The organism is Streptomyces sp. NPDC086554 (assembly GCF_040686095.1).
Lineage (GTDB): Bacteria > Actinomycetota > Actinomycetes > Streptomycetales > Streptomycetaceae > Streptomyces.
Window position 1 is genome coordinate 169,020 of sequence record NZ_JBFBJK010000004.1, and the last position, 12,803, is coordinate 181,822.

General features: G+C 70.7%; 13 protein-coding genes. 10 read left to right on the forward strand and 3 right to left on the reverse strand.

All coding sequences use genetic code 11. The annotated features are described in order from the left end of the window. Window positions 1–58 precede the first annotated feature (58 nt). Both AB0O76_RS08000 and nudC read left to right on the forward strand, forming a co-directional pair. Window positions 59–1,498: a dipeptidase gene (locus AB0O76_RS08000; protein WP_365486619.1), complete on the forward strand. Its 1,440-nt coding sequence runs from the start codon at window positions 59–61 to the stop codon at window positions 1,496–1,498. A gap of 51 nt (window positions 1,499–1,549) precedes the next feature. Continuing rightward, window positions 1,550–2,497, forward strand: coding sequence for an NAD(+) diphosphatase (gene nudC, locus AB0O76_RS08005; protein ID WP_365486621.1), 948 nt, complete (start codon window positions 1,550–1,552; stop codon window positions 2,495–2,497). A 4-nt stretch (window positions 2,498–2,501) separates the two neighbouring features. On the opposite strand, the gene AB0O76_RS08010 is transcribed toward nudC, so the two are convergent. Further along, the gene (locus AB0O76_RS08010) at window positions 2,502–2,744 is read right to left on the reverse strand and encodes a mycoredoxin (protein ID WP_249587883.1); all 243 of its coding nucleotides are present in this window, start codon (window positions 2,742–2,744) and stop codon (window positions 2,502–2,504) included. Window positions 2,745–2,894: 150 nt separating this feature from the next. On the opposite strand from AB0O76_RS08010, the gene AB0O76_RS08015 reads away from it, so the two are divergent. The 5 genes from AB0O76_RS08015 (at window position 2,895) to AB0O76_RS08035 (ending at window position 6,832) form a co-directional block, all read left to right on the forward strand. Next, window positions 2,895–5,105, forward strand: a complete 2,211-nt coding sequence (locus AB0O76_RS08015; protein ID WP_365486623.1) for an ATP-dependent DNA helicase UvrD2 — start codon at window positions 2,895–2,897, stop codon at window positions 5,103–5,105. A 163-nt stretch (window positions 5,106–5,268) separates the two neighbouring features. After that, entirely contained in the window at window positions 5,269–5,634 is a 366-nt protein-coding gene (locus AB0O76_RS08020; protein WP_365486625.1) for a hypothetical protein, read from the forward strand. Between the two features lie 170 nt (window positions 5,635–5,804). Next, window positions 5,805–6,173, forward strand: coding sequence for a WhiB family transcriptional regulator (locus tag AB0O76_RS08025; protein ID WP_266870611.1), 369 nt, complete (start codon window positions 5,805–5,807; stop codon window positions 6,171–6,173). After that, window positions 6,170–6,496: a hypothetical protein gene (locus tag AB0O76_RS08030; RefSeq protein WP_365486628.1), complete on the forward strand. Its 327-nt coding sequence runs from the start codon at window positions 6,170–6,172 to the stop codon at window positions 6,494–6,496. The genes AB0O76_RS08025 and AB0O76_RS08030 overlap by 4 nt, the downstream gene beginning before the upstream one ends. 144 nt (window positions 6,497–6,640) lie before the next feature. Next, on the forward strand, window positions 6,641–6,832 hold the full coding sequence (locus AB0O76_RS08035) for a hypothetical protein (RefSeq protein ID WP_365486630.1): 192 nt from the start codon (window positions 6,641–6,643) through the stop codon (window positions 6,830–6,832). 34 nt (window positions 6,833–6,866) lie between these two features. Here the strand turns inward: AB0O76_RS08035 and AB0O76_RS08040 are convergent, their stop codons facing one another. Continuing rightward, complete coding sequence (locus tag AB0O76_RS08040) at window positions 6,867–8,252, reverse strand: AarF/ABC1/UbiB kinase family protein (protein WP_365486632.1); 1,386 nt, start codon at window positions 8,250–8,252, stop codon at window positions 6,867–6,869. 41 nt (window positions 8,253–8,293) lie between these two features. After that, complete coding sequence (locus tag AB0O76_RS08045; RefSeq protein WP_365486634.1) at window positions 8,294–9,427, reverse strand: TOMM precursor leader peptide-binding protein; 1,134 nt, start codon at window positions 9,425–9,427, stop codon at window positions 8,294–8,296. A 211-nt stretch (window positions 9,428–9,638) separates the two neighbouring features. Between AB0O76_RS08045 and AB0O76_RS08050 the strand changes: the two genes are divergently transcribed. From AB0O76_RS08050 to AB0O76_RS08060, 3 genes are all read left to right on the forward strand, one after another. Then, window positions 9,639–10,235, forward strand: coding sequence for a M48 family metallopeptidase (locus AB0O76_RS08050; protein ID WP_365486636.1), 597 nt, complete (start codon window positions 9,639–9,641; stop codon window positions 10,233–10,235). A gap of 139 nt (window positions 10,236–10,374) precedes the next feature. Beyond that, window positions 10,375–12,102, forward strand: coding sequence for a TerD family protein (locus AB0O76_RS08055; protein ID WP_365486638.1), 1,728 nt, complete (start codon window positions 10,375–10,377; stop codon window positions 12,100–12,102). An 11-nt stretch (window positions 12,103–12,113) separates the two neighbouring features. Continuing rightward, complete coding sequence (locus tag AB0O76_RS08060) at window positions 12,114–12,794, forward strand: AIM24 family protein (RefSeq protein ID WP_365486640.1); 681 nt, start codon at window positions 12,114–12,116, stop codon at window positions 12,792–12,794. Window positions 12,795–12,803: the final 9 nt, after the last annotated feature.

The window sequence follows — 12,803 nt, forward strand, 5'->3', positions numbered from 1 at the left end:
CGGCGGAGTGACGAACCACCGGACGAGTCGGTCACGGTGGGCGGCTAGGCTCGTGACCATGAGCAAGCCCGTTGACAGCGAGGTCAGCGACGTCAGCGCCGCCCATGGCGTCAGTGCCGTCCGTTCGTATGTCCAGAACCACCGCGCCGCGTTCCTCGACGACCTTGCCGAGTGGCTGCGCATCCCGTCCGTGTCGGCCCAGCCCGACCACGCCGGGGACGTGCGGCGCAGCGCCGACTGGCTGGCCGCCAAGCTGAAGGAGACCGGCTTCCCGACCGCCGAGGTCTGGCAGACGGCCGGTGCCCCCGCAGTCTTCGCCGAGTGGCCGTCGGGCGACCCGAAGGCCCCCACCGTCCTCGTCTACGGCCACCACGACGTGCAGCCCGCGGCCCGCGAGGACGGCTGGCACACCGACCCCTTCGAACCGGTCGTCCAGGGAAACCGCCTCTACGCGCGCGGTGCCGCCGACGACAAGGGGCAGGTGTTCTTCCACACACTCGGCGTCCGCGCCCACCTCGCCGCCACCGGCCGCACCGCCCCCGCCGTGAACCTGAAGCTCCTGATCGAGGGCGAGGAGGAGTCGGGCTCCCCGAACTTCCGCGCGCTGATCGAGGAGCACAAGGACCGCATCGCGGCCGACGCCGTGATCGTCTCGGACACCGGCATGTGGGCGGAGGACACCCCCACGGTCTGCACCGGCATGCGCGGCCTCGCCGACTGCGAGATCGAGCTGCACGGCCCCGACCAGGACATCCACTCCGGCTCCTTCGGCGGCGCCGTCCCGAACCCGGCGACCGCGGCCGCACGCCTCGTCGCCGCCCTGCACGACGAGCACGCGCGCGTGGCCGTACCAGGCTTCTACGAAGACATCGTCGAACTCACCGACCGCGAGCGCGAACTCTTCGCGGAGCTGCCCTTCGACGAGGACCGCTGGCTGCGTACGGCCAAGTCGCGGGCCACCCACGGAGAAGCGGGCCACACCACCCTGGAGCGCATCTGGGCCCGCCCCACCGCCGAGGTCAACGGCATCGGCGGCGGCTATCAAGGAGCGGGCGGCAAGACGATCATCCCGTCGTCCGCCCTCCTGAAGCTCTCCTTCCGCCTCGTCGCGGGCCAGGACCCGGACCGTATCGAAGAGGCCGTGCGCGCCTGGGTCGGCGATCAGCTGCCGGCCGGAATCAGCCACACGATCACCTTCGGCGCAGCCACGCGCCCGTGCCTCACGCCGCTCGACCATCCCGCCCTGCAGTCCGTCGTACGGGCGATGGGACAGGCCTTCGAGCAGCCGATCCGGTTCACCCGAGAGGGCGGTTCGGGACCGGCGGCCGACCTCCAGGACGTGCTTGCCGCACCCGTGCTCTTCCTGGGCATCTCCGTCCCGTCGGACGGCTGGCACGCACCGAACGAGAAGGTCGAGCTCGATCTGCTCCTCAAGGGAGTCGAGACGACGGCCTACCTGTGGGGCGATCTCGCCGAGCACTGGCGCGATGCACACTGAACTCACCGCCCTGCTGAATCAACCGTTCCATCGGGGGAGTTGGAAGCACCTGTGACCACCTGGACCGACCGCACCGCAGACCGTCCCGTCTCGCTCACCGCACCGAGCGGCATCGACCGAGCGGCCCACCACCGCCTCGACGAGGCCTGGCTGGCCGCCGCCTGGAGCCACCCGACGACTCGGGTCTTTGTGGTCTCCGGCGGTCAGGTGCTCATCGACGAGACCCCGGAGGGCAGCACCGAACTGGTGATGACGCCGTCCTTCGAGGCGCCCCTCACCGAGGCGCACCGCTACTTCCTGGGCACGGACGACGACGGCGTCAGCTACTTCGCGCTCCAGAAGGACTCCCTGCCGGGCCGCATGGACCAGTCGGCGCGCCCCGCGGGCCTGCGCGAGGCGGGCCTGCTCCTGTCGCCCCGTGACGCGGGCCTGATGGTGCACGCCGTCGCCCTGGAGAACTGGCAGCGCCTGCACCGCTTCTGCTCGCGCTGCGGCGAGCGCACCGTCATCGCGGCGGCCGGCCACATCCGCCGCTGCCAGGCGTGCGGTGCCGAGCACTACCCGCGCACGGACCCGGCAGTGATCATGCTGGTCACGGACGACGAGGACCGCGCTCTCCTGGGCCGCCAGGTGCACTGGCCCGAGGGCCGGTTCTCGACCCTCGCGGGCTTCGTCGAGCCCGGCGAGTCCATCGAGACGTCGGTGCGGCGCGAGGTCTTCGAGGAGGCGGGCGTCACGGTCGGCGACGTCGAGTACGTCGCGAGCCAGCCCTGGCCCTTCCCCTCCAGCCTGATGCTGGGCTTCATGGCGAGCGCCACGTCCTCGGAGATCAACGTGGACGGCGAGGAGATCTCGGAGGCCCGCTGGTTCTCCCGGGAAGACCTGCGGGCCGCATTCGAGTCCGGGGAGGTCCAGCCTCCCTACGGGATCTCGATTGCGGCCCGACTGATCGAGCTCTGGTACGGAAAGCCCCTGCCGAAGCCGGGCACCGTCGGCTAGTCGCTCAGGCGGCCAGCTTCTGCTTGACCTGCGCGAGCGACGGGTTGGTCAGCGTCGAGCCGTCAGGGAAGAGAACGGTGGGAACCGTCTGGTTTCCGCCGTTCGCCTTCTCGACGAAGGTCGCGGAATCCGGGTCGTGCTCAATGTTGATCTCGTTGTACGTGATGCCCTCGCGGTCCATCTGGCCCTTGAGCCGGCGGCAGTAGCCGCACCACGTGGTGCTGTACATCGTCACAGTGCCCGGCATGTTCTCGCGCTCCTTTGTTGCTCGGGGTGCGTCATCGCAATGACCTGAACGTACGTGACCCGGCCACCATTCCCGCATTAGTACGACTGCGTACGCCCCCCTGTGGACAACCCGGCTCACACGCCCCCGGCGACCTGGCAGCATGGCGGGGTGACATCAGCAACGCACTCCACCCTCTTCCCGCAGGTCCCGGACTCTGCCGACGCGGTGCTCGCCGGGCTCGACCCGGAGCAGCGCGAGGTGGCCACCGCCCTGCACGGGCCGGTGTGTGTCCTGGCGGGAGCGGGCACCGGCAAGACCCGCGCGATCACCCACCGGATCGCCTACGGGGTGCGCGCGGGCATCCTCCAGCCCGCCAGTGTGCTGGCCGTCACGTTCACCAACCGCGCCGCGGGCGAGATGCGCGGCCGCCTCCGCCAGCTCGGCGCCTCCGGCGTCCAGGCACGCACCTTCCACTCCGCGGCCCTGCGCCAGCTCCAGTTCTTCTGGCCGAAAGCAGTCGGTGGCCAGCTGCCCCGGATCGTCGACCGCAAGATCAAGCTCGTCGCCGACGCGGCCGCCGCCTGCCGCATCCGCCTGGACCGCAACGAACTGCGCGATGTGACGAGCGAGATCGAATGGTCCAAGGTCACCCAGACGGTGCCCGCCGACTATGTCGCTGCGGCCGCGAAGTCGGGCCGCCTCATCCCCCGGGACGCGGCGGAGATCGCCCAGCTCTACGCCGCGTACGAGGACCTCAAGCGCGACCGCGCGGTCATCGACTTCGAGGACGTCCTGCTGCTCGCCGTCGGCATCCTCCAGGACCGGCACGACATCGCCGACCAGGTCCGCGCCCAGTACCAGCACTTCGTGGTCGACGAGTACCAGGACGTCAGCCCGCTCCAGCAGCGCCTCCTGGAGCTGTGGCTCGGCGACCGCGACAGCCTCTGCGTCGTCGGCGACGCCAGCCAGACGATCTACTCCTTCACCGGAGCGACCCCCGACCACCTGCTGAACTTCCGCACCCGCCACCCCGGGGCGACGGTCGTCAAGCTCGTCCGCGACTACCGCTCCACACCTCAAGTGGTCCACCTCGCCAACGGCCTGCTCTCCCAGGCCCGGGGCCGCGCCGCCGACCACCGCCTCGAACTGATCTCGCAGCGCGACGCCGGAGCCGAACCGGTCTACACGGAGTACGCGGACGAGCCCGCCGAGGCCGAGGGCGCAGCCCGCCGCATCCGCGCCCTGCTCGCCGACGGCGTCCCGGCGAGCGAGATCGCGGTCCTCTTCCGCACGAACTCCCAGTCCGAGATCTACGAACAGGCGCTCGCCGACGAGGGCGTGCCCTACCAGCTGCGTGGCGCCGAGCGGTTCTTCGAGCGCACGGAGGTCCGCGAGGCGGGCGCGGCCCTGCGCGGAGCGGCCCGCTTCGGCGGCAACGACGCACTCCTCGACGACGTCGTGGACCTGCCGTCGCAGGTGCGGGCCGTCCTGTCCACGAAGGGCTGGACGACCCAGCCCCCGGCGGGCTCCGGCGCGGCCCGTGACCGCTGGGAGTCTCTGGCGGCCCTCGTGCGCCTGGCCGAGGACTTCGTGCGGGCCAAGCCGGATGCGACCCTCTCCGACCTCGTGGCGGAGCTCGACGAGCGTGCGGCCGCCCAGCACGCGCCCACCGTGCAGGGCGTCACCCTCGCCTCGCTGCACGCGGCCAAGGGCCTGGAGTGGGACGCCGTCTTCCTGGTCGGTCTCGCCGAGGGCATGATGCCGATCACGTACGCCAAGACCGATGAGCAGATCGAGGAGGAGCGCCGCCTGCTCTACGTGGGCGTCACCCGGGCCCGCCTCCACCTCTCCCTGTCCTGGGCCCTTTCCCGCTCGCCGGGCGGACGCCCCAACCGCCGCCCCAGCCGCTTCCTCGACGGACTGCGCCCGGGATCCGGTGCGGGCGCGGGAGCCCGGGCGGCCGGCGGCGGACCTGGCGGGGTGGAGCGCGGCAGCGGCTCCGCCGAGGGGAGCGGTGGTGCCCGGAGCCGTCGGCGCACCAGCAGGACGCCGGCCAGGTGCCGGGTCTGTGGACGGTCCCTGACCGACGCGGGCGAGATGAAGCTCATGCGGTGCGAGGACTGCCCGTCCGACATGGACGAGGGGCTCTACGAACGGTTGCGGGAGTGGCGCGCGGGCCAGGCGAAGCAGCTGGGACAGCCCGCGTACTGCGTCTTCACGGACAAGACCTTGATCGCCATCGCGGAGGCCGAGCCGGACGACGAGGGCGAGTTGGCCCGGATCCCCGGCGTCGGCGTTCGTAAGTTTCATCGCTTCGGCGCCGATGTCCTGGCCATCTGCGCAGGTCAAGAGCCTGTAAGGGGCGCCGATGGGAACTGATTCAAACTCGTCGAAAAAATAGTTTGCGCATGCGCAAGGAAGACCCATAGGTTCTTAAGCACGGGAACGGCGGCTTCTCCGAAGCCCTCGCCCCGTGCTGTACTTAATAGCCCGCAGGATCGGTTTCGGTCGATCCCATAGACGCCGAGAGGAGGCGATTCCAGTGATCAGCATCAACCAGAGCTTCATCAGCACCGCGAAAATGACCGATCGCTCGGTCGTCGCTTCCTGCCTGCTCGGCTTCTCGAACCTGGGCACCGGTCTGTCCGGTGGCATCGCTGCCGCCGCCATCCGTCCGGAGTCCTCCGTCCTGCCTCTCGCTTTCCCGCGCACCGCTCTCAACGTTCTCCCGATGCTTGAGGTCAATGAAGGCAGTGAGCGAGCGACCAGGGCACCGGAAGCAGTAGCGACGGCACAGGCGCAGGCCTATGCCTTTGCCGCAGCCGGTGCCGGAGCCAAGAAGCAGACGACGCACCACCACACGATGTGGGCCTTCCGTGGGCTCGAACCCTGGAGTGATCCAGTCTGATCCTCGATCAGACCGGCGCCTTCAGGGCCGCGGAACCCCACCCGGGATCCGCGGCCCTTCTGTTTTCCCCAAAACAGGGAGACAGAGCGAAGGGGCCAAGAGCAAGACCCGGTACCAGCCGCCAACCGGCCGACCCAGGCCGGCACGACCAGACGAGGAAGAACACCACCGTGCAACTCGAAGCGCACGCCCCGTCCGTACCGCCTTCAGAGACGCTCCCCCCGCCCGTTCCTACGGAGGACTCCACCTTGACTCCCCTCACCGCGCTCACCGCGCTCGACGACGCCATCGAGAACCTCGGCGTACCCGTCCCCTGCCGTGCCTACGACCCGGAGGTCTTCTTCGCCGAGTCGCCGGCGGACGTCGAGTACGCCAAGTCCCTCTGCCGTACCTGCCCGCTGATGGAGGCCTGCCTGGCCGGCGCCAAGGAGCGGCGTGAGCCGTGGGGCGTCTGGGGCGGCGAGCTCTTCGTCCAGGGCGTCGTCGTGGCCCGCAAGCGGCCGCGTGGCCGTCCGCGCAAGAACCCGGTCGCGGCATGAGCATCACCGGAACGATCGATCGCCCCCTGACGCACGACCCTCAGAAGCAGGCCCCGATGAAGGCAGCAGTTACGACCGAGCCCGCCGGCTCAGCCACCCCGGACTTCACCACCACCGGCGCGAACGACTCGCGCCAGAACAGGACCCGCGAGATGCAACTCATCCCAGAAGCCATGGCTCGTGCGCATATGCACGAACGCATGCGTGAGGCCGAGGCCCAGCGTCCGGCCGCGCGACTGATGGCAGCCCGCCGGATGCAGCGCCGCGCGGAGCGCGCGTCACTGCGTGCCCGGCGCGCGCTCGCCATGGCGGTCATGCACTGACCAGACGCCCGACAAGCCGAGGCATCGGCTGAGCGCCCCAACAGGGCGCGCCACGAAAGAGCCCGCGGGGGCCGGTCCGAACGGACCGGCCCCCGCGGTGCGTTGTGCCGGGCGAAGCTCCGGAAGCGGCGATAGGGTCGCCGGGTGGACCAGCAGCCTCCTCAGCCCGCGGGCGCCGAGAATCTCGTGTGTTCCCGCTGCGGAACGGTCGCCGAAGGCGCGCCGCTCACCTGGACCTGCTCCGTGGAGAACGGCACCCGCCGCTACTTCTGCGAATCCTGCGCGCGCGAGAACCTCAGATCCATCGAGGGACGGCTCGACTCCTCCTGGTGGTGAGCGCGATCCATCACCTCAGGCGCGAGCCACCACCTCAGGCCCCGGCCGCCGGGTCTTCGGCCGCCTCCTCCTCAAGCTCCTCCTCGAACTCGAGCTCCTCCTCCAGGAATCCCGGCAGCCACGCCTCGAGCTCGTCCCGCATCCGCACCGTCGCCCCGAGCTGACAGAGCACCCCTATCGTGCTCAACGTCACACGGTGGATCAGCAGATACGCGGGCGGCAGGTTCAGCTGCTTGCCCAACTGGTAGGCGGGGGAGCGCGGATCGGCGACCCGCGCCGCCTGGCTGCGCATCCAGCCGCGCGTGAACGTGTACTCCTCGACCAGCATCGGTTCGATGATCGGCAGCAGATAGTCGAGCACCGCGTCCGGCTCGAGGTCGACCGTCTCCTTGACGAAGCCCTCCTCGCACAACATCTCGTAGACCGCGGCGGCCTCGCCCTCCAGTGTCATCCGCAGGGATTCGCCGATCGTGACGGGGAGCCCGCCGGGCAAGCGGTCCACCGTGCCGAAGTCGAGGACGCCCAGCCGCCAGCCGTCCTTTTCGTCGGGCAGCAGACGGAAGTTGCCCGGGTGCGGATCAGCGTGCAGCAGGCCCGTGCGCGCCGGGCCCGAGAAGAGGAAGCGGGCCAGGAGCTGTCCGGCCCGGTCGCGCTGCTCGCGCGTGCCGTCCGCGATCACCTCCGACAGCGGTACGCCGTCGATCCACTCCGTCACGAGTACCTGCTCGGACTGGTGCACCACCGCGGGCACCACGACATCCGGATCGTCCGCGAACTCCTCGGCGTGCGCCTGCTGTGCCTGCGCCTCCAGGCCGTAGTCGAGCTCCTCGGAGACCCGGTCGCGCAGCTCCGTGATGAGCGGCTTGATGTCCATCCCCGGAATCAGCGGCCCCAGGAGCCGGGCAAACCGGCTGAGCTGGTTCAGATCGGAGAGCAGCGCCTCGCCCGCCCCCGGATACTGCACCTTGACCGCGACCTCGCGCCCGTCCTCCCACACCGCCCGGTGGACCTGCCCTATCGACGCGGCGGCCGCGGGCTTGTCCTCGAACTCCAGGAACAGCTCGCGCCAGTCCTCGCCGAGCCGCTCCTCGAGCACGGCGTGCACGGTGCTCGTCGGCATCGGTGGCGCCGCTTCCTGCAGCTTCGTCAGCGCGGCGCGGTAGGGCCCCGCGACCTCCTCGGGCAGCGCCGACTCGAAGACCGACAGGGCCTGGCCGAACTTCATGGCCCCGCCCTTGAGCTCGCCGAGCACCTTGAACAGCTGCTCCGCCGTGCGCTGTTGCAGCTCGCGCCCGACGATCTCCGCCGACTTGCCCCCGATCCGCTTGCCGAGCCCCCAGGTCGCGCGCCCGGCGAAGCCGAGTGGCAGCGCGGCCAGTTTGGCGGTACGGGTAACCGCCTTCCGGGGAAGATCAGACATGCGCCCCTCCAAGTCCCAGACAGCCGCGCCTTGTCAGGCGCCTACCCGGCCATTGTGTCGTGCGGCTCTCGGGTCCCGGCGGGGTGTTCCCCTTTATCCACCGCACCCGCCCCGCACGGGCACGAGTGATGGGGGAGCACCGGCCGTGTGTGCCAGTCGAGAGCGGGCACGGAGGCCTCCCAGCGGACCCCCGCGCTCGCCGGCGCCGCCCCGTCCAGAAAGGCGAGCGCATGCGCCGCGGCAAGGCCGGCGACCGTGGTCGACAGTGCCAGATCGCACGCCGTCACATGACGCGCGTGCCCAGAACGCCACTGGGCCAGCATGCGCGGCCAGGTGGGATCCCGGTCCGCCCGCTCCAGCGACAGACAGCCCGCACACGCCGTCGCTCCCGGCAGGACGAGCGGCCCCACCACTCCGGTTCCCTCGATCACCCCCGCATAGAGATGCGGTGTCCCCGAGGAGACCAGCGGCTCGGCGGCGACCGGGTCGGGGGCATGGGCGTCGAGTCCGTCCCGCGGCGCGATGACCACGAGGGAGAGACCGGGCTCCCCCTCATCGGCCCTGCCCGGCCGGGGTGGCCGGTCGGGAGCCGAGCGCCGCACCGCCCGCCGCGCCGCCGCGTCCCTCCTGTCCCCGACCGCATCGGCGGGCAGACCTCCCGGCGCCACGTCCCACGGTTCGACGAGGCCCCCGTCCCGCACATCGACCTGCCCTACGCCGGCCCCCGCAAGGACCGACGCCAGCACGGCGCCCACCCGGCCTGTGCCCCGGACCTGGACCCGCATGGCGCGGCGCGCCGCCAACTTCCGCATGCCGTCGCCCGGTTCGGGAGTCACCACCGACAGAGAGGTCAGATCGGGGCGCAACCGGTCCATGGCTCCGCTCCGCTTGCGCAGGGCATCGGCGGCCGGACCGCCGCCCGTCGCGTCGTCCAGGAGTCCGGCTCTGGACAGCCGTCGCACCAGGGTGTCCACGTGATCGTCGGGCAGGCCCATCCGCTTTCCCTCCTCGCGCAGGAGCGGCAGCCCGCGTGTCCCGTCAAGGAGGTTGAGAAAGCTGCCCGTCGCCGTGTCCACCGGGCCGAGCACCAGCGCGTGCGCGGGCGCCACGCCGAACTGGACGGTGTTCAGGTCGCGCCAGCCGCGGCGCAGTGCCGGCTTCAAGATCGGATGCATGGTCGTCCCCCGTGTCCCCTGTTGTCCTCCGGCGCGGTCCCCGTCCGCATCGCCGGTCGACTGCCAGAATGCCCGCCGCGGCGAACGGCCGCGGAAAGTTGTCCACAGGCAGTGGGCATTCGTCGTACTAATCGATCGCACGGGGAGGGGAACACCGCCGAACCGTCCCGGAGGCGGGACTTCCCCCACACCCAGCGGGTAACGTCGGGGCGTGCCCGCCGACCCACTGCACCGCGCCGGAAATCCACAGCGCAGCACGACCAGCCCGCCGTCACCCGGCTCGGGGGCGAGTGCGGTCGAGGTCAGACGGAGCGCCCGCCGCCGCAGAACGGTCTCCGCGTACCGGGAGGGGGATCGTACCGTCGTGCTCATCCCCGCCCGGATGTCCGAGGCGGAGGAGAAGCGCTGGGTCGACGTCATGCTCGACAAGCTCGCGGCCCAGGAGAGCAAGCGGGTCCTGGGCGACGCGGAACTGGCCGAGCGCGCCGAGCTGCTGTCCGAGCAGTACTTCGAGGGCCGGGCCAGGCCGTCGTCCGTTCGCTGGGTAACGAACCAGAACACCCGGTGGGGATCGTGCACCCCGTCGGAGGGCAGCATCCGCCTCTCGCACCGGCTGCAGGGCATGCCCGAGTACGTCGTCGACTACGTCCTCGTCCACGAGCTCGCGCATCTCCTCGTCCCCGGACACGGCCCCCGCTTCTGGCGGCTCCTGGAGGCCTATCCCCGTACGGAGCGGGCCCGCGGGTACCTCGAAGGCGTGGTCGCGGCCGACCGGCTGCCCCATGTGCCCGCCGCCCGCGAGGAGTGAACTGCCGCGGGACGCCGAGGTTGTGTAGGCGGGATGGCGGGGTTGTGTACCGGGTCTGTACCGGCTTGGCTCACTGTCGGACTTTGCGGTTAGCCTGGCGCGACGCATTTACATTCGGGATGGGGGACGGTCGTTACGTATGGCCAGGGAATTCCAACGCGGCCACAAGGCCAAGATCAGTGACCTCACTTCGGGGACCGATCTGTACGTAGGTGTGCAGATCTCAGCACCCGGACTGAGCTTCGACATCAGCTGCTTCGGCCTGGACGCGGACGAGCGCCTGTCGGACGACAGTTACTTCATCTTCTTCAACCAGCCGAAGTCCCCCGAGGAGTCCATCCAGCTCCTCGGCGCGCAGGCCGGCGACACGGAGTCCTTCCGGGTCACGCTGGACCGGATCCCGGCAAAGATCCAGAAGCTGTCGTTCACCGCGACGATCGACGGCGCCGGGCAGATGTCGCAGGTCGCCCCCGGCTACATCCGGATCGTCGCGGGCGGCGAGGAAGTGGCCCGCTACTCCTTCAACGGCTCCGAGTTCTCCACCGAACGCGCGGTGATGCTGGGCGACTTCTACCTGAAGGACGTCTGGCGCTTCGCCGCGATCGGGCAGGGCTTCGACGGTGGGCTCGACGCGCTCCTGAAGAACTTCGGCGGCGAGGTCGCCGAAGAGGAGCCCGCCGCGCAGCAGCCGCAGGCCGGTGCACCGTCCTTCGCACCGCCCGCCCAGGCCGCCGCGGCTCCGCCCGCGTTCGGCGCTCCGGCGGCCGCCGCGCCTCCGCAGGCGCCTGCCCCGGCGCCCGCTCCGGCCCCGGCTCCCGCGCAGAACTTCGCGCCGCCGCAGGGCGCGACGCCGCCTCCGGCGCCCGCTCCAGCCGACCCGTCGGTGCACGCCGCGCAGACCATCGTGGCGCCCATGAACCAGCCGCAGGGCGGCGCCGTGCCGCCTGCGCCGGCCGCGCCGTACGGGCAGCCGGGCCAGCAGCAGCCTCCGCAGCAGCCGCAGTTCGGCCAGGTCCCCGGCCAGCAGCAGGCCCCGGGCCAGACCGCGCCGCCCCCTCCGGGTTACGGCCAGCAGCCCCAGGCGCCGATGCCTCCCGGGTACGGGCAGCAGCCCGCAGCCCCGATGCCTCCTGGGTACGGCCAGCAGCCCCAGGGGGGCCAGTTCCCCGGCCAGCCCGCCGCCCCGCAGGGCGCGGCACCTCAGGGCGCCGGTGTGGCATCCGCCCTCCAGAAGTACCGCGAGGCGCCCACCGGTCAGCGCTGGACGCAGCAGAACGAGAAGCTGATCCGCGTCGACCTCGGCGTCGCCGAGCAGCCTATCCTTGCCCGCCAGGGCAGCATGGTGCTCTACCAGGGCAAGGTCGAATTCAGCTACAAGGGCGCGGGCTTCGCGGGCCGCGTCGTGGGCAACCAGACCGGCCAGGAGATGCAGCTGATGCGCTGCTCCGGCCGCGGCCAGGTCTTCCTCGCCGAGGAAGCCACCCATCTGCACCCCATCGAGCTCCAGGGGGACGCGATCTGTGTCTCCGCTGAGAACGTCCTGGCGTTCGACGAGACGCTCCAGCACGAGGTGCGCAGGATCGAGGGCCACGGCATCCCCGGTGGCGCGCTGTTCGTGATGCAGTTCCAGGGCACCGGCACGGTCATCGTCAAGACGCACGGCGTACCCGTCGTGCTGCCCGTCACGCCGACGACGTTCGCCGACTGCCACGCCGTGGTCGCCTGGTCGGCGGCGGCGCAGGCCATCGTCTCCAGCCAGGTCCGGCTGCGCAGCAACGCGTACGCCGGCTCCACGGGGGAGAGCGTGAACCTCCAGTTCCGGGGTGCGCCCGGCAACTTCATCATCGTCCAGCCGTACGAGGTCTGAGGGAGCCCGTCATGAATCAGCAACTCTCGGGCTTTGCCCCGGCGCCCGTCGCCGCCCGTATGGAGACCCATGGCCACCACATGCTCAAGGTGGCGATGCAGACCGGAAACGACCTCCTCGCGCGCGTGGGGTCGATGGTCGCCTACGAAGGGTTCGTGCAGTACGAGCCGAATCCGCCCGCCGTCCGTCAGGTCGCGCGCGAGTGGATGACCGGCGAGGGCGCGCCCCTGATGAAGTGCTCCGGAGACGGCCTGCTCTATCTCGCCGACTACGGAGCCGACGTCGTCGTCATCAACCTGGCGGGCGACTCGCTCTCGGTGAACGGCACGAACCTGCTCGCCTTCGACGCGTCCCTCCAGTGGGGCGTCGAGCGGGTCAAGGGCATGGCCAAGTTCGCCGGTCAGGGCCTGTGGAACGTCAAGATCTCTGGCCAGGGCTGGGTCGCACTGACCTCCCGCGGCACCCCGGTCGTCGTCGACTGCGGTCGTGGCGACGACGAGACGTACGTCGATCCGGACGCGCTGCTCGCCTGGTCCCCGAACCTCAAGGTGAAGGGCAAGCGCAGCTTCAAGGCCGGCTCGCTCATCGGGCGCGGCAGCGGCGAGGCCTACCAGATGGGCTTCTCCGGAGAGGGCATCGTCGTCGTACAGCCCAGCGAGGACAGCACCGACCGTCTCCGGGCACGGGGCTGAGGGGGAACA

Coding starts and splice junctions, on each gene's coding strand:
- AB0O76_RS08000 (WP_365486619.1), top strand. CDS start 59: ATGAGCAAGCCCGTTGACAGCGAGGTCAGCGACGTCAGCGCCGCCCAT.
- AB0O76_RS08055 (WP_365486638.1), top strand. CDS start 10,375: ATGGCCAGGGAATTCCAACGCGGCCACAAGGCCAAGATCAGTGACCTC.
- AB0O76_RS08010 (WP_249587883.1), bottom strand. CDS start 2,744: ATGCCGGGCACTGTGACGATGTACAGCACCACGTGGTGCGGCTACTGC.
- AB0O76_RS08045 (WP_365486634.1), bottom strand. CDS start 9,427: ATGCATCCGATCTTGAAGCCGGCACTGCGCCGCGGCTGGCGCGACCTG.
- AB0O76_RS08060 (WP_365486640.1), top strand. CDS start 12,114: ATGAATCAGCAACTCTCGGGCTTTGCCCCGGCGCCCGTCGCCGCCCGT.
- AB0O76_RS08040 (WP_365486632.1), bottom strand. CDS start 8,252: ATGTCTGATCTTCCCCGGAAGGCGGTTACCCGTACCGCCAAACTGGCC.
- AB0O76_RS08030 (WP_365486628.1), top strand. CDS start 6,170: ATGAGCATCACCGGAACGATCGATCGCCCCCTGACGCACGACCCTCAG.